20 protein-coding genes are annotated in these 22275 nt (G+C 69.8%); 1 reads left to right on the top strand and 19 read right to left on the bottom strand.

Annotated elements, in window-relative coordinates:
• Positions 1-41 precede the first annotated feature (41 nt).
• The 6 genes from carB to pyrR all read right to left on the bottom strand — a co-directional run bounded on the left by carB (position 42) and on the right by pyrR (position 8077).
• The gene (gene carB / locus ACWD04_RS27140) at positions 42-3350 is read right to left on the bottom strand and encodes a carbamoyl-phosphate synthase large subunit (RefSeq protein WP_451136178.1); all 3309 of its coding nucleotides are present in this window, start codon (positions 3348-3350) and stop codon (positions 42-44) included.
• Positions 3343-4518: a glutamine-hydrolyzing carbamoyl-phosphate synthase small subunit gene (gene carA / locus ACWD04_RS27135; RefSeq protein ID WP_451136176.1), complete on the bottom strand. Its 1176-nt coding sequence runs from the start codon at positions 4516-4518 to the stop codon at positions 3343-3345. The genes carB and carA overlap by 8 nt, the downstream gene beginning before the upstream one ends.
• Entirely contained in the window at positions 4515-5102 is a 588-nt protein-coding gene (locus tag ACWD04_RS27130) for a PH-like domain-containing protein (protein WP_451136174.1), read from the bottom strand. Before ACWD04_RS27130 ends, carA begins: the two co-directional genes overlap by 4 nt.
• Positions 5099-6385, bottom strand: coding sequence for a dihydroorotase (locus ACWD04_RS27125; RefSeq protein ID WP_451136172.1), 1287 nt, complete (start codon positions 6383-6385; stop codon positions 5099-5101). The genes ACWD04_RS27130 and ACWD04_RS27125 overlap by 4 nt, the downstream gene beginning before the upstream one ends.
• Before the next feature lie 2 nt (positions 6386-6387).
• Complete coding sequence (locus ACWD04_RS27120; protein ID WP_451136170.1) at positions 6388-7404, bottom strand: aspartate carbamoyltransferase catalytic subunit; 1017 nt, start codon at positions 7402-7404, stop codon at positions 6388-6390.
• An 88-nt stretch (positions 7405-7492) separates the two neighbouring features.
• Positions 7493-8077 (bottom strand): bifunctional pyr operon transcriptional regulator/uracil phosphoribosyltransferase PyrR, encoded by a 585-nt coding sequence (gene pyrR, locus ACWD04_RS27115; RefSeq protein ID WP_451136168.1) that lies wholly within the window; start codon positions 8075-8077, stop codon positions 7493-7495.
• 223 nt (positions 8078-8300) lie between these two features.
• On the opposite strand from pyrR, the gene bldD reads away from it, so the two are divergent.
• On the top strand, positions 8301-8801 hold the full coding sequence (gene bldD / locus ACWD04_RS27110; RefSeq protein WP_023542978.1) for a transcriptional regulator BldD: 501 nt from the start codon (positions 8301-8303) through the stop codon (positions 8799-8801).
• A gap of 166 nt (positions 8802-8967) precedes the next feature.
• Here bldD and nusB read toward each other — a convergent pair whose 3' ends face one another.
• The 13 genes from nusB to ACWD04_RS27045 form a co-directional block, all read right to left on the bottom strand.
• The gene (gene nusB / locus ACWD04_RS27105) at positions 8968-9399 is read right to left on the bottom strand and encodes a transcription antitermination factor NusB (RefSeq protein ID WP_031097763.1); all 432 of its coding nucleotides are present in this window, start codon (positions 9397-9399) and stop codon (positions 8968-8970) included.
• A 2-nt stretch (positions 9400-9401) separates the two neighbouring features.
• The gene (gene efp, locus ACWD04_RS27100; protein WP_014044814.1) at positions 9402-9968 is read right to left on the bottom strand and encodes an elongation factor P; all 567 of its coding nucleotides are present in this window, start codon (positions 9966-9968) and stop codon (positions 9402-9404) included.
• 72 nt (positions 9969-10040) lie between these two features.
• Positions 10041-11147 carry an aminopeptidase P family protein gene (locus ACWD04_RS27095; RefSeq protein ID WP_451136165.1) on the bottom strand — a complete coding sequence of 369 codons (1107 nt, stop codon included), beginning with the start codon at positions 11145-11147 and terminating at the stop codon, positions 10041-10043.
• Between the two features lie 69 nt (positions 11148-11216).
• Entirely contained in the window at positions 11217-12011 is a 795-nt protein-coding gene (locus ACWD04_RS27090; RefSeq protein ID WP_451136163.1) for a Pro-rich N-terminal domain-containing protein, read from the bottom strand.
• A 106-nt stretch (positions 12012-12117) separates the two neighbouring features.
• Entirely contained in the window at positions 12118-12561 is a 444-nt protein-coding gene (gene aroQ / locus ACWD04_RS27085) for a type II 3-dehydroquinate dehydratase (RefSeq protein WP_451136161.1), read from the bottom strand.
• Positions 12558-14204, bottom strand: coding sequence for a 3-dehydroquinate synthase (gene aroB / locus ACWD04_RS27080; protein ID WP_451136159.1), 1647 nt, complete (start codon positions 14202-14204; stop codon positions 12558-12560). The genes aroQ and aroB overlap by 4 nt, the downstream gene beginning before the upstream one ends.
• Positions 14201-15385, bottom strand: coding sequence for a chorismate synthase (gene aroC / locus ACWD04_RS27075; protein WP_359475520.1), 1185 nt, complete (start codon positions 15383-15385; stop codon positions 14201-14203). Before aroC ends, aroB begins: the two co-directional genes overlap by 4 nt.
• A gap of 148 nt (positions 15386-15533) precedes the next feature.
• The gene (locus ACWD04_RS27070) at positions 15534-16376 is read right to left on the bottom strand and encodes a shikimate dehydrogenase (RefSeq protein WP_451136157.1); all 843 of its coding nucleotides are present in this window, start codon (positions 16374-16376) and stop codon (positions 15534-15536) included.
• The gene (gene mltG / locus ACWD04_RS27065; RefSeq protein ID WP_451136155.1) at positions 16363-18060 is read right to left on the bottom strand and encodes an endolytic transglycosylase MltG; all 1698 of its coding nucleotides are present in this window, start codon (positions 18058-18060) and stop codon (positions 16363-16365) included. The genes ACWD04_RS27070 and mltG overlap by 14 nt, the downstream gene beginning before the upstream one ends.
• 100 nt (positions 18061-18160) lie before the next feature.
• Positions 18161-18634, bottom strand: a complete 474-nt coding sequence (gene ruvX, locus ACWD04_RS27060; protein WP_451136199.1) for a Holliday junction resolvase RuvX — start codon at positions 18632-18634, stop codon at positions 18161-18163.
• Positions 18635-18642: 8 nt separating this feature from the next.
• Positions 18643-21312 carry an alanine--tRNA ligase gene (alaS, locus tag ACWD04_RS27055; protein ID WP_451136153.1) on the bottom strand — a complete coding sequence of 890 codons (2670 nt, stop codon included), beginning with the start codon at positions 21310-21312 and terminating at the stop codon, positions 18643-18645.
• Complete coding sequence (locus ACWD04_RS27050; RefSeq protein ID WP_451136151.1) at positions 21312-21608, bottom strand: DUF6167 family protein; 297 nt, start codon at positions 21606-21608, stop codon at positions 21312-21314. The genes alaS and ACWD04_RS27050 overlap by 1 nt, the downstream gene beginning before the upstream one ends.
• Positions 21609-21615: 7 nt before the next feature.
• Positions 21616-22053, bottom strand: a complete 438-nt coding sequence (locus ACWD04_RS27045; RefSeq protein ID WP_451136149.1) for a DUF948 domain-containing protein — start codon at positions 22051-22053, stop codon at positions 21616-21618.
• Between the last annotated feature and the right edge of the window lie 222 nt (positions 22054-22275).

Below are 22275 nucleotides of genomic sequence, written 5' to 3'. Positions count from 1 at the left end.
AGAGGGGGACACCGTTTCCGGTGTCCCCCTTGCCGTCTTGCCTAGTCGCGGGCCGCGGTCAGATGTTCCGCGTGTTCCTGGAGGGAACGTACGCCGACGCCACCGTGGTTGAGCGCGTCGATGCCCTGGACGGCGGCGGCGAGCGCCTGGACCGTGGTGAGGCACGGCACGGACCGGGCGACGGCCGCGGTGCGGATCTCGTAGCCGTCGAGCCGGCCGCCCGTTCCGTACGGGGTGTTGACGATGAGGTCGACCTCGCCGTCGTGGATCAGCTGGACGATGGTCTTCTCGCCGTTCGGACCCTCACCCTCGGACTGCTTGCGCACGACGGCGGCGTTGATGCCGTTGCGCCTGAGGACCTCGGCCGTGCCCGATGTCGCCATCAGCTCGAAACCGTGCGCGACGAGCTCGCGCGCCGGGAAGATCATCGAGCGCTTGTCGCGGTTGGCGACGGAGATGAAGGCACGGCCCTTGGTCGGCAGCGGGCCGTAGGCACCGGCCTGCGACTTGGCGTACGCCGTGCCGAACACCGAGTCGATGCCCATGACTTCACCGGTGGAGCGCATCTCGGGGCCCAGGACCGTGTCGACGCCGCGACCGTGGATGTCGCGGAAGCGCGACCACGGCATGACGGCCTCCTTGACGGAGATCGGCGCGTCCAGCGGCAGGGTGCCGCCGTCGCCGTGCTTCGGCAGCAGGCCCTCGGCGCGCAGCTCCGCGACGGTCGCGCCCAGCGAGATGCGGGCGGCGGCCTTCGCGAGCGGGACCGCGGTCGCCTTCGAGGTGAAGGGGACGGTCCGCGAGGCGCGCGGGTTGGCTTCGAGGACGTAGAGGATGTCGCCGGAGAGCGCGAACTGGATGTTGATCAGTCCGCGTACGCCGACGCCCTTGGCGATGCCCTCGGTGGAGGCGCGCAGCCGCTTGATGTCGAAGCCGCCGAGGGTGATCGGGGGCAGTGCGCAGGCGGAGTCGCCGGAGTGGATGCCGGCCTCCTCGATGTGCTCCATGACACCGCCGAGGTAGAGCTCGGTGCCGTCGTAGAGCGCGTCGACGTCGATCTCGATCGCGTCGTCGAGGAAGCGGTCCACCAGGACGGGGCGGGTGGGGCTGATCTCGGTGGACTCGGAGATGTACGAGGACAGACGGGTCTCGTCGTAGACGATCTCCATGCCGCGGCCGCCGAGCACGTACGAGGGGCGTACGAGGACGGGGTAGCCGATCTCGTCGGCGATGGCCTTGGCCTCGGCGAAGGTGGTGGCGGTGCCGTGCTTGGGGGCCGGCAGACCGGCCTCGGCGAGCACGCGGCCGAAGGCGCCCCGGTCCTCGGCGGCGTGGATCGCCTCGGGGGAGGTCCCCACGACGGGCACGCCGTTGTCCTTGAGTGCCTGCGCGAGGCCGAGCGGCGTCTGGCCGCCGAGCTGCACGATGACACCGGCGATCGGGCCGGCCAGCGACTCGGCGTGCACGATCTCCAGGACGTCCTCGAGGGTGAGCGGCTCGAAGTACAGCCGGTCGGAGGTGTCGTAGTCCGTGGAGACGGTCTCCGGGTTGCAGTTGACCATCACGGTCTCGTAACCCGCGTCGCTCAGGGCGAAGGAGGCGTGGACGCACGAATAGTCGAACTCGATGCCCTGACCGATGCGGTTCGGGCCGGAGCCGAGGATGATCACCGCGGGCTTGGTGCGGGGCGCGACCTCGCTCTCCTCGTCGTAACTGGAGTAGAAGTACGGCGTCTTCGCGGCGAACTCCGCGGCGCAGGTGTCGACCGTCTTGTAGACCGGGCGAATGCCGAGCGCGTGCCGGACCTCGCGCACGACGTCCTCACGCAGGTCGCGGATCTCGCCGATCTGGGCGTCGGAGAAGCCGTGCCGCTTGGCCTCGGCGAGCAGGTCGACGTCGAGGCGCTCGGTGGCGGCCAGCTCGTCGGCGATCTCCTTGATCAGGAAGAGCTGGTCGACGAACCAGGGGTCGATCTTCGTGGCGTCGAAGACCTCCTCCTGGGTGGCGCCGGCGCGGATCGCCTGCATCACGGTGTTGATGCGGCCGTCCGTGGGGCGGACCGCCTCGGCGAGCAGCTCGGCCTTGTCGCCGGGCTCGCCGGTGAAGGCGAACTGCGAGCCCTTCTTCTCCAGGGAGCGCAGGGCCTTCTGCAGGGCCTCGGTGAAGTTGCGGCCGATCGCCATGGCCTCGCCCACCGACTTCATGGTGGTGGTGAGGGTGGAGTCGGCGGACGGGAACTTCTCGAAGGCGAAGCGCGGGGCCTTGACGACGACGTAGTCGAGCGTCGGCTCGAAGGAGGCCGGCGTCTTCTCGGTGATGTCGTTGGGGATCTCGTCGAGCGTGTAGCCGACGGCCAGCTTGGCGGCGATCTTCGCGATCGGGAAGCCGGTGGCCTTCGAGGCGAGCGCCGAGGAGCGGGAGACGCGCGGGTTCATCTCGATCACGATGACCCGGCCGTCGGCAGGGTCGATCGCGAACTGGATGTTGCAGCCGCCGGTGTCGACGCCGACCTCTCGGATGATCGCGATGCCGATGTCACGCAGCCGCTGGTACTCACGGTCGGTGAGCGTCATCGCCGGGGCGACCGTGATGGAGTCGCCGGTGTGGACCCCCATCGGGTCGAAGTTCTCGATGGAGCAGACGACCACGACGTTGTCGTTCTTGTCGCGCATCAGCTCCAGCTCGTACTCCTTCCAGCCGAGGATGGACTCCTCAAGGAGCACCTCGGTGGTCGGCGAGAGGGTGAGACCCTGTCCGGCGATGCGGCGGAGCTCCTCCTCGTCGTGGGCGAAGCCGGAGCCGGCGCCGCCCATCGTGAAGGAGGGGCGGACGACTACGGGGTAACCGCCGAGCGTGTCGACGCCCGAGATGACGTCGTCCATGGTGTGGCAGATGACGGAGCGGGCGGACTCGCCGTACCCGATCTTCGCCTTGACGGCCTCGACGACGCCCTTGAAGAGGTCTCGGTCCTCGCCCTTGTTGATGGCCTCGACGTTGGCGCCGATGAGCTCGACGCCGTACTTCTCCAGCACACCGTTGTCGTGCATGGAGATCGCGGTGTTGAGAGCGGTCTGGCCGCCCAGGGTCGGGAGCAGCGCGTCGGGGCGCTCCTTGGCGATGATCTTCTCGACGAACTCGGGGGTGATCGGCTCGACGTACGTGGCGTCGGCGATCTCCGGGTCGGTCATGATCGTCGCCGGGTTGGAGTTCACCAGGATGACGCGCAGGCCCTCGGCCTTGAGCACGCGACAGGCCTGGGTGCCGGAGTAGTCGAACTCGGCGGCCTGCCCGATGACGATCGGACCGGAGCCGATGACCAGGACGGACTGGATATCGGAGCGCTTAGGCACGCTGGCCCTCCCTCAGGGTGACGCTGGACTGATTGTTGTCTCGCATGAGCTCGACGAACCGGTCGAAGAGGTACGCGGCGTCATGCGGGCCCGCGGCTGCTTCGGGGTGGTACTGGACGCTGAAGGCCGGCTGGTCGAGCAGCTGGAGCCCTTCGACGACCTGGTCGTTCAGGCATACGTGGGAGACCTCGGCGCGGCCGAACTCCGTGTCGGAGACCTTGTCGAGGGGTGCGTCGACGGCGAAGCCGTGGTTGTGCGCGGTGACCTCGACCTTGCCGGTCGTGCGGTCCTGCACGGGCTGGTTGATGCCCCGGTGGCCGTACTTCAGCTTGTAGGTACCGAAGCCGAGCGATCGGCCGAGGATCTGGTTGCCGAAGCAGATACCGAAGAGGGGTGTCTTCTGCTCCAGGACACCCTTCATGAGGGCGACGGGGTGGTCGGCGGTGGACGGGTCGCCGGGGCCGTTGGAGAAGAAGACTCCGTCGGGCCGCACCGCGTACACCTCGTCCAGCGTGGCGGTGGCGGGCAGGACGTGCACCTCGATGCCGCGCTCGGCCATGCGGTGCGGGGTCATGCCCTTGATGCCGAGGTCGATCGCCGCGACGGTGAACTTCCTGGTGCCGACGGCGGGGACGACGTACGCCTCCTTGGTGGCGACCTCGGCCGCGAGGTCGGCACCGGCCATCTCGGGGGCCTGGCGCACCTTGGCGAGCAGCACACCCTCGTCCTGGATGGCGTTCCCCGAGAAGATGCCGACGCGCATCGCGCCGCGCTCACGCAGGTGGCGGGTGAGCGCACGGGTGTCGATGCCGCTGATGCCGACGACTCCCTGGCTCGCCAGCTCCTCGTCCAGCGACCGGCGGGAGCGCCAGTTGGAGGGCACCCGGGCGGGGTCGCGCACGACGTAGCCGGAGACCCAGATCCGCTTCGACTCGTGGTCCTCGTCGTTCACGCCGGTGTTGCCGACGTGCGGGGCTGTCATGACGACGACCTGGCGGTGGTACGAGGGATCGGTCAGCGTTTCCTGGTAACCGGTCATGCCGGTCGAGAACACGGCCTCGCCGAAGGTCTCCCCCACGGCCCCGTAGGCGCGGCCGCGGAAGGAGCGGCCGTCCTCCAGGACGAGTACGGCGGGAGCTTTTCCGGCTCCCCGGGTGGAGATCGTCATCGTGCGGTGCCTTCCGTAGTGCTGGTGAGGTGGTTGACGGTGTCGACCCAGGCCTGGTGCTCGGCCGCGTGGTCGGAGCGGAAGCCCGAGTCGATCAGCCGGTCGCCGTGCGCCCAGGTGATGACCAGGAGGCCGCCCTCGGGCAGGACCTTGCCGGCGAGCGCCTTGTCGAGCCTGGCCTCGCGCAGTGCGGCGGCCGGTACGAAGAAGTCGGCCGCCCCGGGGCGTACGACCTCGAGGCCCTGCTCCGTGAGGGTCAGCTCGACCCGGCTGCGGGTGCCGAGACCGTGCGCGACGATCCGGTCGAGCCACTGCCCGGCGGTCGTCGAGGCGTGGTAGCGGCCGGTCAGTGTGAGCAGCGTCTCGCCGTCCGCGAACCCTTCGGGGGTGATCGCGAGCTCGGGCAGTCCGGACTGCAGGCTCCCTCGCCACTTCCATCCCTGGCGCATCAGCCAGTAGACGAAGGCGATGAAGACGATCAGTCCGAGGACCCAGCTGATGCGGGCGGACCAGTCCGTCACTTCGGCCGACTTCTGCTCGGCGGCCAGTCGGTACAGCTGAAAATCAGGGCGGAGTGTTGTCACGCGAGCTTCCCGTCGACGACCGTGGCACGGCCCCGCAGGAAGGTGTGGGTCACTCGGCCGGGCAGCTCGCGACCCTCGTACGGAGTGTTGCGGCTGCGGGAGGCGAAGCCCGCGGGGTCCACGGCTCCACGGTATGCCGGATCGACCAGAGTGAGGTTGGCGGGCTCACCCGCCGAGACGGGCCGGCCGTGTCCTTCGAGCCTGCCGATGGCCGCGGGGCGGAACGACATGCGGTCGGCGACGCCCGCCCAGTCGAGGAGGCCGGTGTCCACCATGGTCTGCTGGACCACGGAGAGCGCGGTCTCCAGACCCACCATGCCCATGGCGGCGGCGGCCCACTCACAGTCCTTGTCCTCGTGCGGGTGCGGCGCGTGGTCGGTGGCCACGCAGTCGATGGTGCCGTCGGCGAGGGCTTCGCGCAGGGCCATGACGTCGGCCTCGGTGCGCAGCGGCGGGTTCACCTTGTAGACCGGGTTGTAGGTCCGTACGAGCTCATCGGTGAGCAGCAGGTGGTGCGGGGTGACCTCGGCGGTGACGTTCCAGCCCTTGGACTTGGCCCAGCGGACGATCTCCACGGAGCCGGCGGTCGAGAGGTGACAGATGTGCACCCGGGAGCCGACGTGGGCGGCGAGGAGGACATCGCGGGCGATGATCGACTCCTCGGCGACGGCGGGCCAGCCGCCGAGTCCGAGCTCGGCCGAGACGACGCCCTCGTTCATCTGGGCGCCCTCGGTGAGGCGGGGCTCCTGGGCGTGCTGGGCGACGACACCGTCGAACGCCTTCACGTACTCCAGGGCGCGGCGCATGATCACGGCGTCGTCGACGCACTTGCCGTCGTCCGAGAAGACCTTCACTCCGGCGGCGGAGTCGTGCATCGCGCCGAGCTCGGCGAGCTGCTTGCCCTCCAGGCCTACGGTGACGGCGCCGACGGGCTGCACGTCGCAGTAGCCGGACTCCTTGCCGAGCCGCCAGACCTGCTCGACGACACCGGCGGTGTCGGCGACGGGGAAGGTGTTGGCCATGGCGTGGACGGCGGTGAATCCGCCGACCGCCGCGGCCTTGGTGCCGGTGAGGACGGTCTCGGAGTCCTCGCGGCCGGGCTCGCGCAGGTGGGTGTGCAGGTCGACGAGGCCGGGCAGCAGGATCTGGCCCGCAGCCTCGATCACTGTGGCGTCGCCGGCCTCGATGCCGGTGCCGGTCCCGACGACGGTCTCGCCGTCGATGAGGACGTCCTGCGGCTCGCCGCCGAGAACCTTCGCACCGCGGATCAGGATCTTGCTCATGGTTACTTGTTCTCCTCGGTACGGGCGGAGGCGGAGGGCAGAGCGGTCTCGGAACCGCCGAGCAGCAGGTACAGGACGGCCATGCGGGTGGAGACGCCGTTGGCGACCTGTTCGACGGCGGTGCAGCGGTCGGAGTCCGCGACCTCGGCCGTGATCTCCATGCCGCGGACCATCGGGCCGGGGTGCATCACGATGGCGTGCTCCGGCATCCTCGCCATGCGTTCGCCGTCCAGGCCGTAGCGGCGGGAGTACTCCCGCTCGGTCGGGAAGTAGGCGGCGTTCATGCGCTCGCGCTGCACACGGAGCATCATGACGGCGTCCGACCCCGGCAGCACGTCGTCGAGGCGGTAGCTGACGTCGCAGGGCCACTGCTCGACGCCGACCGGGACGAGGGTGGGCGGGGCCACCAGCGTGACGTGCGCACCGAGCGTGTGCAACAGGTGGACGTTGGAGCGGGCCACGCGGCTGTGCAGGATGTCGCCGACGATCGTGATCCGGCGGCCTTCGAGGTCGCGGCCGATGCCCGCGTCGGGCCCGACCAGCCTGCGGCGCATCGTGAACGCGTCCAGCAGAGCCTGGGTGGGGTGCTCGTGGGTGCCGTCACCGGCGTTGACGACCGCGCTGTCGATCCAGCCCGAGGTCGCGAGGCGGTACGGGGCACCGGAGGCGCCGTGCCGGATGACGACGGCGTCGGCGCCCATGGCCTCCAGGGTCAGGGCGGTGTCCTTGAGCGATTCGCCCTTGGAGACGGACGAGCCCTTCGCGGAGAAGTTGATGACGTCGGCCGAGAGGCGCTTGGCGGCGGCCTCGAACGAGATCCGGGTCCGGGTCGAGTCCTCGAAGAAAAGGTTGACGACCGTTCGTCCACGCAGAGTGGGGAGCTTCTTGATCGGCCGGTCCGCGACCCTGGCCATCTCCTCGGCGGTGTCGAGGATCAGGACGGCGTCGTCGCGGGTGAGGTCCGCGGCCGAGATGAGGTGGCGGGGAGTCCGGGGGGTGTCCCCGGGAGGGCGCAGCATCTGGGAGTCTCCGTGAAGGGTGGAGGGATCAGGCAGCGGGCGTGCGGAAGCAGCCGTGCGGCCGGTGGGCGCACGGAACGGGACTCGACTACTGCTCGCCTGCCGGGACGGTCTGCTTGACGCCGAGCAGTACGGCGTCGCGTCCGTCCTCCTCGGAGAGCTGGACCTTGACCGTCTCCCGCAGCGACGTGGGGAGGTTCTTGCCGACGTAGTCGGCACGGATCGGGAGTTCCCGGTGTCCGCGGTCGACGAGGACCGCGAGCTGCACGGCGCGCGGCCGGCCGATGTCGCCGAGCGCGTCAAGTGCGGCGCGGATCGTGCGGCCGGAGAAGAGCACGTCGTCGACCAGCACGACGAGACGGTTTTCGATGCCCTCACCGGGGATCTCGGTGCGTCCCAGGGCGCGCGCCGGGCGCATCCGCAGATCGTCGCGGTACATGGTGATGTCGAGCGACCCGACCGGCGTCTTCCGGCCGGTGATCTCTTCGAGCTTTCCGGCGAGCCGATCGGCGAGGAAAACCCCTCGCGTCGGGATGCCGAGCAGCACCACGTCGTCGGCGCCCTTGGCTCGTTCGACGATCTCGTGGGCGATGCGGGTCAGTACCCGGGCGATGTCGGGAGCCTCGAGAACGGGGCGTGCCGCATTGCCGGTGTGGTCATGCTGTGCGTCCATAAGAAACGGACCTCCTTCTCCGCCTCACTGGACGGACGTTAAAGGACGTCGAAAATTGCCTCACCCACGTTACCAGGGCTTGGGTGAGGCCCTGGCCCCACCCCCGGGAGGAGACAGTTCCGGACCTTTCGGCTTGACGCAGCCAAGTAACGCTGCGTAACCTCACAGTGAGTTACCAGCCACGCGGCCCAGCCGCAGAATGTTCCAGCGTCCGGGGAGCCTTATGTCCAGCGAATACGCAAAGCAGCTCGGGGCCAAGCTCCGCGCCATCCGCACCCAGCAGGGCCTCTCCCTCCACGGCGTGGAGGAGAAGTCGCAGGGCCGCTGGAAGGCCGTCGTGGTCGGTTCCTACGAGCGCGGCGACCGCGCCGTGACCGTGCAGCGCCTTGCCGAGCTGGCCGACTTCTACGGCGTTCCGGTGCAGGAGCTCCTGCCCGGCACGACCCCCGGCGGTGCCGCCGAGCCGCCGCCGAAGCTGGTCCTCGACCTGGAGCGCCTCGCCCACGTGCCGCAGGAGAAGGCCGGTCCTCTCCAGCGTTACGCCGCGACGATCCAGAGCCAGCGCGGCGACTACAACGGCAAGGTCCTCTCCATCCGCCAGGACGACCTGCGCACGCTGGCCGTGATCTACGACCAGTCGCCTTCCGTGCTCACGGAACAGCTGATCAGCTGGGGTGTGCTGGACGCCGACGCGCGTCGCGCGGTGGCCCACGACGAGGGCTGACCCGCCCCACCACACACTGCCGCCGGGCCGGCGGGGTCCTGAGGACCCGCCGGCCCGGCGTTTCCTTTACCCCGGCGCCGCCCGCGGCCACCGCACGGTCACGCCGAAGAGCCCACGGTCACATGCGACCGTGGGCTCTTCGTCCGGCTCGAAGCCGCCGGGGAGGTTACTGCTCCCGGCGGAGATTCGGCTTGAGGTCCTTGAACCGGGCCAGCAGGCCGTTCACGAAGGCCGGGGAGTCGTCCGTGGAGAACTCCTTGGCGAGCTGGACCGCCTCGTCGATCACCACGGCGTCCGGGGTGGAGTCCATCCAGATCAGCTCGTACGCGCCGAGCCGCAGAATGCTCCGGTCGACGACCGGCATACGGTCGATCTCCCAGTCCACGGCGTAGGTGACGATGAGGTCGTCGATCCGGTCCGCGTACTGCGCGTACCCCTCGACCAGCTCCATCGTGAACTCACCGACCGGCGGCTGACGGTCGTCGGTCCGCGAGAGCCGTACCCAGTCCGCGAGGACCGTCTGCACGGACTCACCGCGCTGGTCGGCCTCGAAAAGGATCTGGAAGGCGCGCTTGCGGGCCTTGTTCCGGGCAGCCACGGTTAGCTGTTCACCCGGCCGAGGTAGTCGCCCGTACGGGTGTCGACCTTGATCTTCTCGCCGGTCGTGATGAAGAGCGGGACACCGATCTCGTAACCGGTCTCCAGGGTGGCGGGCTTGGAGCCGCCGGTGGAGCGGTCGCCCTGGACGCCCGGGTCGGTGTGCTGGATGGTCAGCTCGACCGCGGCGGGCAGCTCGACGTAGAGCACCTCGCCCTCGTGCTGCGCGACGGAGGCGGTGAAGCCCTCGATCAGGAAGTTGGCGGCGTCACCGACGGCCTTGCGGTCGACCATGAGCTGGTCGTACGTGTCCATGTCCATGAAGACGAAGTACTCGCCGTCCATGTACGAGAACTGCATGTCGCGGCGGTCAATGGTGGCCGTCTCGACCTTCACGCCGGCGTTGAACGTCTTGTCGACGACCTTGCCGGAGAGCACGTTCTTGAGCTTGGTGCGCACGAAGGCGGGGCCCTTGCCGGGCTTGACGTGCTGGAACTCGACGACGGACCAGAGCTGGCCTCCGTCGAGCTTGAGCACCAGGCCGTTCTTGAGGTCGTTCGTGGAAGCCACGGTTGCGGAATCTCCTGGACTGAAGCTGGTGGACGGCCAAGGATGCGCGCCGGAGTCTCCGCGAGGAGTTCTCTAGAGCGCGAGCAGCTCCTTGGTCGTAATGGTGAGTAGCTCGGGTCCGCCGTCCGCCTCGGGGCGCACGACGAGCGTGTCATCGATCCGGACACCGCCCCGGCCCGGGAGGTGGACCCCCGGTTCGACGGTGACCGGCACGCAAGCGTCCAGTTTACCCATGGCTGTCGGTGCCAACTGCGGGTCCTCGTCGATTTCGAGTCCGACCCCGTGCCCGGTGCTGGGCTGGAGACCGTCCGAGTGACCCGCCGAGTCCAGGAGATGGCGGGCCGCGTGGTCCACGTCACGGTAGGCCGCGCCGGGGACGAGAGCCTCGCGTCCGGCCCGCTGAGCGGCGAAAACAAGGTCGTAGAGCTCGATCTGCCAGTCCGCGGGGCTGGTCCCGATGACGAACGTCCGGCCGATCTCACAGCGGTATCCACCGTAGTTGGCGCCCAGGCAGACGGAAAGGAAATCGCCTTCCTCGACCCTGCGGTCGGTGGGCCGGTGGCGGCCCAGCCCCGAGTGGGGGCCTGTCCCCACGGAGGTGGCGAAGGCCGGGCCGTCGGCACCGTGGTCCACCAGCCGGCGCTCGAGCTCCAGGGCCAGATGGCGTTCCGTGCGCCCCACCAGGATGGATTCGAGGAGTTCGCCGAGCGCCTGGTCGGTGATCTCCGCAGCGATCCGCAGACAGGCGATCTCCTCCTCGTCCTTCACCAGGCGCAGCTGCTCCACCGTGCTGCCGAGATCGCTCAGGCGCAGGCCGGGGGCCGCGGAACTCATGGCACGGTGGCGGGAGACGGTCAGATAGTGTTCCTCGACCGCGAGGTAATCGGCGTCCAGGCCGCCGGCGAGGCCGGCCGCCTCGACCACCGGGTCGCCGCCGGCCTCGGGAAGGACCCTCAGCCGCAGTTGCTCGTCGGGGCGCCCGCGGGCGGGATCCCCGGCCGGTGCGCGGGGGCAGAGCAGGACGTCCTCGCCGGGGCCGAGCAGCAGCACGGCGCCGGGCGGTGCTCCGCCCGCGAGATAGCGGACGTTGGCGGGGCTGGAGACCAGAGCGGCCGCGGATCCGGTGGCGGCGTACCGGTCACGCAGCAGTCCGCGTCGGACGGCGTACACCTCTGACATGTTCCGAGCCTACGAGCGCCGGTGGGGCCCCGCCCGGTCAGCGCACCCGACCGTGGGCCCGCGCGGTCGTCACCAGGCCGGTGGGCTGGCTATGGAGCGGGCCAGGACGTCGTCGAGAACCCGTGCGGTCGTCTCGACGTCGTAGGTGGAGTTGTCGATGATCGGCAGACCGGAGCCGTACCAGCCGGCCATGCGGCCGTGGATCCGGGCGACTTCCTCGTCGGAGAGCCTGCGGTTCCCGCTGCGGGCCGCGTTGCGCTCGAGGACGACCTCCAGGCCGGGCAGGAGGACCACGGGCAGCAGCCCGGGACCCACGTGGCGCTTCCAGCCGCCGAGGCCGACGACGGGCCTGTCGGGGAAGACGGCGTCGTCGACGATGCAGGAGATGCCGTTGGCCAGGAAATTGCGGGCGGCGAAGCCGCAGGTGCGCCGGGCCAGACGGTACTGCACCTCGGAGTGGTCGTTCCACCCGGCCTGCGGGTCGGCGAAGCCGGAGCAGACCCATTCGCGGACGTCGTCCAGGGACACGTGTGCGGTGGAGACCCGGCGGCGGGCCGCCCAGAGCTTGGCGACCGTGGTCTTGCCGGCCCCGGCCGGCCCGATGAGGAGCACGGCCAGGGTCGCGGCGCCTGTGCCCGCCTCCGCGGGCGGCGCGGGCAGCGGGACGGGCCCGCCGGGCGGCAGCTGGATGTGCCCGGTGGCCTCGAGGGAGGGCGGTACCGGGGCGTGCTGGGGCCCGGGCGCCATGGGGGGAGGCGGCGGCCCGGCGGGGCCGGGGTGGCCTGAGTGCTGGGCCTGGTGCGTCCACGGTCCGTTTCCGGGACCCTGGGGCGGCGGCAGCGGGGCCCCCACTGCGTGCTGCATCCGGCCACTCCGTCTCGTACAGGCAACTGGCGCTGGTCGACGGCAACCGTACCTCTCCCGGCCGCCACCCTGTGAACGGGCGTGGAAGGTACGAGGTGCCCCGGTGTCAGTCCGTCAGTTCGTCGGCCAGGGCGCGCAGGGCGAGCCGGTAGGAGCCGATCCCGAACCCTGCCACGGTACCGGTGGCCACCGGGGCGACCACCGAGGTGTGGCGGAATTCTTCCCGTGCGTACGGATTCGAGATGTGCACCTCGATCAGCGGGGCCGTCCGCTGGGCTGCGGCGTCGCGCATTCCGTACGAATAGTGCGTGAAGGCACCCGGGTTGAGAACGACCGGAATCGAACCGTCCGCCGCCTCGTGGAGCCAGCGGATCAGCTCGCCCTCGTCGTTGGTCTCGCGGACGTCGACCTCGAAGCCGAGTTCCTTGCCGACGGCCTGGCAGGCGTCGACGAGACCGGCGTAGGACGTCGCACCGTAGACGTCGGGCTCGCGGGAGCCGAGCCGTCCGAGGTTCGGCCCGTTGAGCACGAAGACCCTGCGGGTCGTCATGCGGAGACCTCCCCGTAGGCGGCGAGCAGGATGGCCGGGTCGGGGCCCTCCAGCACGGTGGGCTTGCCGATGCCGTCCAGGACGATGAAGCGCAGCAGGTCGCCACGGGACTTCTTGTCGACCTTCATGTTCTCCAGGAGCTTGGGCCACTGGTCACCGCGGTAGGTGAGCGGCAGCCCGACGGACTCCAGGACGGCGCGGTGCCGGTCGGCGGTGGCGTCGTCGAGGCGCCCGGCGAGCCGGCCCAGCTCTGCGGCGAAGACCATGCCGACCGAGACGGCGGCGCCGTGGCGCCACTTGTAGCGCTCGTTCTTCTCGATGGCGTGGGCCAGCGTGTGGCCGTAGTTGAGGATCTCCCTCGGCCCGGACTCCTTGAGGTCGCTGGAGACCACCTCGGCCTTGACCCGGATGGAGCGCTCGATCAGCTCGGCGGTGTGCGGTCCGGCGGGCGTACGGGCGCCCTGGGGGTCCGCCTCGACGAGGTCGAGGATGACCGGGTCGGCGATGAAGCCGGCCTTGATGATCTCGGCCATGCCGGAGACGTAGTCGTTGACCGGCAGTGAGTCCAGGGCGGCGAGGTCGCAGAGCACCCCGGCCGGCGGGTGGAAGGCGCCCACGAGGTTCTTGCCCTCGGCGGTGTTGATGCCCGTCTTGCCGCCGACCGCCGCGTCGACCATGGCGAGCACGGTCGTCGGTACGGCGATCCAGCGCACCCCGCGCAGCCAGGACGCGGCGACGAAGCCCGCGACGTCGGTGGTGGCGCCGCCGCCGATGCCGACGATCACGTCGGTGCGGGTGAAGCCGGTCTGGCCGAGCGCCTTCCAGCAGTAGGCGGCGACCTCGACGGTCTTCGCCTCTTCCGCGTTCGGCAGCTGGATCGCGATGGCCTCGTAGCCCTGGGAGGCGAGGTCCTCACGGACCGCCTCCCCGGTCTCGGCGAGCGCTTCCGGGTGCAGGACGGCGACCCGCTTGGCACGGTCACCGATGAGGTTCGGCAGCTCGCCCAGGAGCTGCCGGCCGACGAGCACCTCGTACGGGTCGGTGCCTGCCGTGCCGGCGATCTGGATGCGCGTGGTGCCCTGCTCGGTCATACGTGTGTTCTCCTGGCCGGACGGTACGGACTCGCCCGTACGCTCCGGCAGTTCCAGTGCCTCGAGGATCGCCTGAGCGACCTCGTCGGGGGTACGTGCGTCGGTGGCGACGGTGGCGACGGCCACCTCTTCGTAGAGAGGGCGCCGGGCATCCATGAGCTCGCGCCACTGCCGTCGGGGGTTGACCGCGAGGAGGGGGCGGGCCGTGTTCAGCCCGACCCTCCGGACGGCCTCGTCGACGTCCATGGAGAGATAGACGACCGGACGGCCGGCGAGCAGGGCGCGGGTCTCCGCGTCGAGCACCGCGCCGCCGCCGAGGGCGAGGACGCCTGTGTGCCGGTCGATCGCGTCCCGCACCGCCTGCCGCTCCAGAGCGCGGAAGCGTTCCTCGCCTTCGTCGAAGAAGATCTCGGGAATCGCCTTGCCCGCCGTGGCCACGACGTCCGCGTCGGTGTCACGGTAAGCGCTGCCCAGGCGGTCGGCGAGCAGTTCACCCACGGTGGACTTGCCCACCCCCATCGGGCCGACCAGGACGATCAGCGGGCCGCTCACCGGATCTGGAGGTGGGAGAGGTACGACTGCACGTTGCGGTGGGTCTCGGCGACGCTGTCGCCGCCGAACTTCTCCGCCACCGCGTCGGCCAGGACCAGCGCGACCATCGCCTCGGCGACGATCCCGGCGGCGGGAACGGCGCACACGTCCGAGCGCTGGTGGTGTGCCTTGGCCGCCTCACCGGTGACGACATCCACCGTGGCGAGCGCACGGGGCACGGTGGCGATGGGCTTCATCGCGGCGCGGACCCGCAGCAGCTCACCCGTGGTCAGCCCGCCCTCGGTGCCGCCGGAGCGGCCGGAGGCGCGCCTGATCCCGTCCTCGGTGGCCACGATCTCGTCGTGCGCCTGGGAGCCAGGCACCCTGGCGAGGTCGAAGCCGTCGCCGACCTCGACACCCTTGATGGCCTGGATGCCCATCAGCGCGGCGGCCAGCCGGGCGTCGAGCCTGCGGTCCCAGTGCACGTGCGAACCGAGCCCGACGGGGACGCCGTACGCCAGCACCTCGACGACTCCGCCCAGGGTGTCACCGTCCTTGTGGGCCTGGTCGATCTCCGCGACCATCGCCTTCGACGCGTCGGCGTCCAGGCAGCGCACGGGGTCGGCGTCGAGCCGCTCGACGTCGGAGGGCTTGGGGTGGACGCCGTAGGGCGCCTTGGCCGCGGCCAGCTCGACGACGTGGGAGACGATCTCGATGCCCGCGGTCTCCTTGAGGTAGGAGCGGGCGACGGCGCCGAGGGCGACACGTGCCGCGGTCTCCCGGGCGCTGGCGCGCTCCAGGACGGGCCGGGCCTCGTCGAAGCCGTACTTCTGCATACCGGCCAGGTCGGCGTGGCCGGGCCGGGGGCGTGTCAGCGGGGCGTTACGGGCCTGCGCGGCCAGCACCTCGGGATCGACCGGGTCGGCCGACATGACCTGCTCCCACTTGGGCCACTCGGTGTTGCCCACCATGACGGCGACGGGCGAGCCCATGGTCAGGCCGTGCCGGACGCCGCCGAGGAAGGTGACCTCGTCCCTCTCGAACTTCATCCGGGCGCCGCGCCCGTATCCGAGCCGTCGCCTGGCGAGCGCGTCCGCCACCATCTCCGTGGTGACGGGGATACCGGCGGGAAGACCCTCCAGCGTCGCCACCAGTGCGGGGCCGTGCGACTCTCCGGCGGTCAGCCAGCGCAACCTGCTCAACGGTGCTCCTCATGCTCGCGCCTGTAACTGCAACGGCGCGACCGGGTGCGCGGCCCTGGCCCGCCACCCCCGATCCTCCCACGATCAGGAGAGATGGCCCGCCGCCGGTCCAGCAGACGGACGCTCGGCGGTCCGTCCGTGACCGGTCCTACCGGCGTTCCCGTGCCGCGAGAGCCTGCTCGCCGGCCACCCGCATGGCCCCGACCGGGGCCGGGCTCCGTCCGGTCATCTGCTCGACCTGGAGAACCGCTTGGTGGACGAGGAGGTCGAGGCCGCCCAGGACGGTCCCCCCGGCCGACGACCAGCGCGTGGCCAGCGCGGTCGGCCAGGGCTCGTACAGTACGTCGAACAAGGTGCCGGGTCCCGCGGGAACTGCGTCCGCCAGCGCGTCGGTGGTACCGGCCGGCGTGGTGGCGATCACCAGGGGGGCGTACAGGGCCTCGGCCGCCGTGGCCCAGTCCGCGATCCTGACATCGACACCGAGACGATCGCCCCAGCCGCGCATCTCGTCGGCGCGTGCCGCGCTGCGCACATAGGCCGTGACCGGCCCGGTGCAGATCTCCGCGAGAGCGGCCAGCGCCGAGGACGCCGTGGCACCCGCGCCGAGAACGGCTGCGGACTCGACCTTCTCGACGCCGCGTTCGTGCAGGGCGGCGACTATGCCGGGGATATCCGTGTTGTCGCCGACCCGTCGGCCGTCCTCGGTGAAGACGACCGTGTTGACGGTCTCGACCGACGCCGCCGTGTCGCTGATGCCGTCCAGCAGCGGGATGATCGCCCGCTTGAGCGGCATGGTCAGCGAGAGCCCTGCCCAGGAGCGATCCAGCCCTTCGACGAAGCCGGGGAGGGCCGCCTCGTCCACGTCGAAGCGCTCGTACGACCAGGTGTCGAGACCGAGCTCCGCGTACGCGGCCCGGTGCAGGACCGGGGAGAGGGAGTGGGCGATGGGCGAGCCGAGGACGGCCGCCCTGTGAGCCTCATTCGAGGGCATCGAACTTGTCCTTGAGTTTCAGGAAGTCGTCGTAGGTCTTGGCGAACTCGGTCTTGTGCTGCCCGTCGGTAGCCACGAAGTAGATCCAGCCGTCCGCGGTCGGGTTCAGTGCGGCGGTCAGCGCGTCGGTGCCCGGGTTGCCGATGGGGCCAGGTGTGAGACCACGCTGCGTGTAGGTGTTGTACGGGTCCTTGTTCTTGTGAATCTCGGACACGCCGATATTGATCTTGCTCTGCTTCATGAGGTAATTGAACGTCGAGTCGAACTGAAGCAACTGATTCGTCTCGGTATTGGTGGGCTTGAGACGGTTGTAGATGACTTCACTCATCTTCCGGAAGTCATCGTGCGTCTTCCCCTCGGCCTGGACGAGACTCGCGACCGTGATCACCTGCCAGGGACCATCCAGATCGTGCTTCTCGGCAGAGGCTTCCAGGTCGAGCTTGTCGTACTCGGCGCTGGCCCGGCTGACCATCTTCTTCAGCACGGCCTCGGGCTTCGTTCCCTTGGAGACCGGATAGGTGGCCGGATAGAGGAAGCCTTCCAGCGGATCCTTTATGAGCGGGTCGTTGTCCGCCCAGTCGGGCAGACCAAGGCTGCCCGCATTCGTTTCGGCGGCCCTCGCGGTCGTCCCGGCCTCGAGGCCAAGCCTTTCGTCGATGGCCTCGTACACTTTGGCGTTGCGCGTGCCGGGGGGGACGACCAGTCCGTTCTGGCTCTTCGGGTCAAGCATCAATTCAATGGCACTGTCGGCGGACATCTCCTTCTTCAGGAGATAGACACCTGCCTGAATGGAACCCCCCTTGGGGTTCCCGTTCTGCGCCGAGATGAAGGAATCGACGGACTTCACGACGCCCGCCTTCTTCAAAATGCTCGCGATCTCGTTGCCGAGCGCACCGGCCGGGATCTCCACCTCGACCGAGCCCGTACCCTCGCCCGCGTAGTCGGGCGCCGCGCCGAACTGGCTCTGGTAGTACGAGTAACCGAAGTAGCCCACCCCGCCGAGGCCGCCGACGAGGACAGCCGCGACTCCCAGGCACGCACAGCCGTTGCGGCTCTTCTTCTTGCCCTTGCCGCGACGCTCGCTGCCGCCCCTGCGGGACTCACGCGGGTCGTCGTCGTGCTCGTCGTCCTCGCCGGAGCGGGAACGGGAGTCACGGTCGTCGGCAGGCTCGTCCGCACCCGTGAAGAAGGGATGCGTCTCCTCCTGCGGCCCGTCCGGGTCCCAGTCCTGACCCTGCTGCTGGGGTGCCTGCTCGCGGTGGCCCGGGGGCTGCGGCGGAGGGTAGGCCTCGGGGGTGCCGTAGTAGTCGGCCTGTTCGCCGTAGCCGCCGGGCTCGTTGCCGTACTGGGGCTGCTGGGCCCCGTACGGCATCGCCGGCTGCTGGCCGGTGTCCCAGCCGCCGTCGTACTGGGGCTGCTGCGGCTGCTGCTGCTGCGCGTACGGGTCCTGCGGCGCGCCGTACTGCTGATGTTGTTGCTGCTGATGTTGTTGTTGCTGCTGCTGCGCGTACGCATCCTGCTGGTAGCCCTGCTGGGCGTAAGGGTCCTGCGGGTAGGGCTGCTGCTGGCCTTCGTACTGGCCCTGGCCGTGGTCGGCCTGCTGGCCCCCCCATCCCTGATCCCCGTACAAGGGGTCCTCGGGATGCCACGGTTCGGAGCCGGGGCCCCGGCCATACTCAGTCATCGATCCCCTTGAGCCGCGAGACGACGCTCCGTCTCTTCGCTTTGCTGTGCGGTGCCTGTTCGAACACCGGCGCATCGCGCGGAACGTTACCGTATTGCGATCAGACAACCACTTCGACGCCCTCGCCGGGTGCGGAGCCTGACGCCCGTTCGGACTCCAGAGCGTTCTGAAGGATCACCACAGCGGCAGCCTGGTCGATGACAGACCGGCCCTTCTTGGACTTCACGCCCGAAGCGCGCAGCCCCTGAGTGGCCGTCACTGTGGTCATCCTCTCGTCCACGAGACGCACGGGGATCGGTGCGATCGCGCGGGCGAACACCTGCGCGAAGGCACGGACCTTGGCCGCCGCCGGGCCCTCACCCCCGCCCAGGGAGCGGGGCAGCCCGACGATGACCTCGATCGGCTCGTACTCCTCGACGATCACCCCGAGCCGCCGGTGGGCAGCCGGGACGTCGCGTCCTGGCACGGTCTCCACCGGCGTGGCGAGGATCCCGTCGGGGTCGCACGAGGCGACCCCGATACGGGCGTCGCCGACATCGACGGCAAGTCGGCGTCCACGGCGCATCTGCGACATGTCCGGCGTCACGCCGTCTCGGTGACGAGGCGTTCGACAGCGGCGACGGCGTCACCGATGGCGTCCGGGTTCTGGCCACCGCCCTGGGCGACGTCCGGCTTGCCGCCGCCACCGCCGCCGAGGGTCTTCGCGGCGGTGCGCACCAGGTCACCGGCCTTGAGGCCACGCTCGCGGGCGGCCTCGTTGGTGGCGATGACCGTCAGCGGGCGGCCGTTGGCCGTGGTGAACAGAGCCACGACGGCCGGGCGGCCACCCTGGATGCGCCCGCGGACATCGAGGACCAGTTTGCGCAGGTCGTCGGCCGAGGTGCCGTCCGGGACCTGGCCGGTCACCAGGGCGACGCCCCGTACGTCCTTGGCGGAGTCGACGAGCCCGGCAGCGGCCTGGAGGACCTTCTCGCCCCGGAACTTCTCGATCTCCTTCTCGGCGTCCTTCAGCTTGCCGAGCATGGCGGAGATCTTCTCGGGAAGCTCCTCGGGGCGGCCCTTGAGCAGCTCCTGGAGCTGGGCGACGACCGTGTGCTCCCTGGCGAGGAAGTTGTACGCGTCGACGCCGACGAGGGCCTCGATGCGGCGCACTCCGGAACCGATGGAGGACTCGCCGAGCAACTTCACCAGGCCCAGCTGGGCGGTGTTGCCGACGTGCGTACCGCCGCACAGCTCCTTGGAGAAGTCGCCGATGGTGACGACGCGGACGCGCTCGCCGTACTTCTCGCCGAACTCGGCGATGGCGCCTTGCTTCTTGGCGTCGTCGATGGACATGACCTCGGCCTGGACGTCGAGCTCCCGGGAGAGGACCTCGTTGATCTTCTGTTCCACGTCGGTCAGGACCGTGCCGGGTACGGCGGCGGGCGAGCCGAAGTCGAATCGGAAGCGTCCGGGCGAGTTCTCCGAACCGGCCTGGGCGGCCGTCGGACCCAGGGCGTCGCGCAGCGCCTGGTGCGTCAGGTGCGTGGCGCTGTGGGCACGGGCGATGGCACGGCGGCGGGTGTTGTCGATGGCGGCGAACGCGGAGGCGCCGACCGTCACCTCGCCGACCTGGACCGAGCCCTTGTGGACCGAGACGCCCGGGACGGGCTGCTGCACGTCGCGAATCTGGATGACGGCGCCTGTCTCGAGCCGGATCCGGCCCTGGTCTGCGAGCTGGCCGCCGCCCTCGGCGTAGAAGGGGGTGCGGTCGAGGACGACCTCGACCTCGTCGCCCTCGGTGGCGGCGGGCGAGGGCACGCCGTCGACGAGCAGACCGACGATCTTCGATTCGCCCTCGGTGGAGGTGTAGCCGGTGAACTCGGTGACGCCCGAGTTGTCGGCGACCTCGCGGTAGGCGGACAGGTCGGCGTGCCCGGTCTTCTTGGCCTTGGCGTCGGCCTTGGCGCGCTCCCGCTGCTCCTTCATCAGACGGCGGAAGCCGTCCTCGTCGACCGCGAGGCCCTGCTCGGCGGCCATCTCCAGCGTGAGGTCGATCGGGAAGCCCCAGGTGTCGTGGAGCAGGAACGCCTTGTCGCCGGCCAGGACCTTGCCACCGAAGGCCTTGGTATCGGTGACGGCGGTGTCGAGGATGTTCGTGCCGCCCTTGAGTGCCTTGAGGAAGGCGGCCTCCTCGGCGAGGGCGACGGTCTCGATGCGCTTGCGGTCGGTGATCAGCTCCGGGTACTGCTGCCCCATGGTGTCGACGACGACGTCGACGAGCTCACGGACGACCGGGCCGGTGGCGCCCATCAGCCGCATGTTGCGGATGGCGCGGCGCATGATGCGGCGCAGGACGTAGCCACGGCCCTCGTTGCCCGGGGTGACGCCGTCACCGATGAGCATCACCGATGTGCGGATGTGGTCGGCGACGACGCGGAGGGAGACGTCGGAACCGTGGTCGGCGCCGTAGCGCACACCGGTGAGCTCGGTGGCCTTGTCCATGACGACGCGCAGGGTGTCGGTCTCGTACATGTTCTGTACGCCCTGCAGGATCATCGCGAGGCGTTCGAGGCCGAGACCGGTGTCGATGTTCTGCGACGGCAGGTCCCCGAGGATCGGGAAGTCTTCCTTGCCGTCACCGGCGCCGCGCTCGTACTGCATGAAGACCAGGTTCCAGATCTCCACGTAACGCTCGTCGTTGACGGCGGGGCCACCCTCGACCCCGAACTCGGGACCACGGTCGTAGTTGATCTCGGAGCACGGTCCACAGGGGCCCGGGACGCCCATGGACCAGAAGTTGTCCTTCTTGCCCAGGCGCTGGATGCGCTCGGCCGGGACGCCGATCTTCTCGCGCCAGATCTGCTCGGCCTCGTCGTCGTCGAGGTAGACGGTGATCCACAGCCGCTCGGGGTCGAGCCCGAAGCCGCCGTCCTCCACGGAGTTCGTGAGCGCCGCCCAGGCGAACTCGATGGCGCCTTCCTTGAAGTAGTCGCCGAAGGAGAAGTTGCCGCACATCTGGAAGAACGTGCCGTGCCGGGTGGTCTTGCCGACCTCTTCGATGTCCGGCGTACGCACGCACTTCTGCACACTTGTGACGCGCGGGGCGGGCGGCTTGACCTCACCGAGGAAGTAGGGCTTGAAGGGAACCATGCCCGCGGGGACCAGCAGCAGAGTCGGGTCGTCCGCGATGAGCGACGCCGAAGGCACGACGGTGTGACCGCGCTCCTCGAAGAAACTCAGCCAGCGGCGGCGAATTTCAGCCGACTCCATCAGTGGTCCTCATTCCGGTTGTTCGGTTTGTAGGGGAGTGTGCGGTGGGCGACGAGTTCAGGGTCGGCCGGTGCCTCGATGCCGAGCGCCCCGCCCAGTTCGGCCTCGCGCCTGACCATGCCCTCACGCACGTCGAGGGCGAAGTCCTTCAGCTTGTGGCCCGCCTCGAGCGCCTTGTCCGCGGCCTGCGCCGCGAGGCTCTCGGGAGTCAGCTGCCGGATCTTTCGGTTGACCTTGGTGGTGGCCCAGACGCCGGCGGCTGCGCCGGCGGTGAACCAGAAGGTACGGCGGAACATCGCTGGGTCAGTCCTTCTGTCCGCGGGAGCTTCGGCCGTTCCGCTTCCTGGCACGGGCGGACGGCACGGTACGGCCGACGACCACGGTCCGGCGCGCCGGTTCCGGCTCCGCGGCGGTACGGCGGCCGAGCGCCTGCCGTACGCCGTAGCCGAATGCGGCCACCTTCACGAGCGGGCCGCCGAACGTCGACGCGACGGTGGTGGAGAGCGCGGAGGCGTTGGAGGTGACCTCCTGGACGTCGCTGGCGATGGCGTCGACCTTGTCGAGCTGCGTCTGCGCGGTGCGCAGTGTGGCGGAAGCGTCGGCGAGCAGCGGAACCGCCTGTTCCGTCACGTCCGCCACCAGGGCGGTGGTCGCCTTCAGCGTCTGGGCCAGCCTCACCAGTACCACGGCAAGGAAGGAGACCAGGATCGCCCAGAAGACAGCCACCAGGATACCGGCCACCTCTCCACCGGACACAGTGCACCGCTCTCTGCTCGTCGCCCGCATCGGCCGGGGCCTGTCCCGGCCGGCATCTTCCTGTCACTGCTCGGCCGGCGCGTCCTGCCACCACTGCCGATCGTCGTCCCCCGAGCCTATCGCGCCGGACGTCTCGCCCCGTACCGCATTACGGGCGGCCGGGGCGGTCCTGGGTCCGGGCCGAGTGCGAGGAGCGGGCCGGAACGG

The sequence above is a fragment of the Streptomyces sp. NPDC002911 genome (genome assembly GCF_053591835.1).
This window is presented reverse-complemented; position numbering and strand designations above follow the sequence as displayed.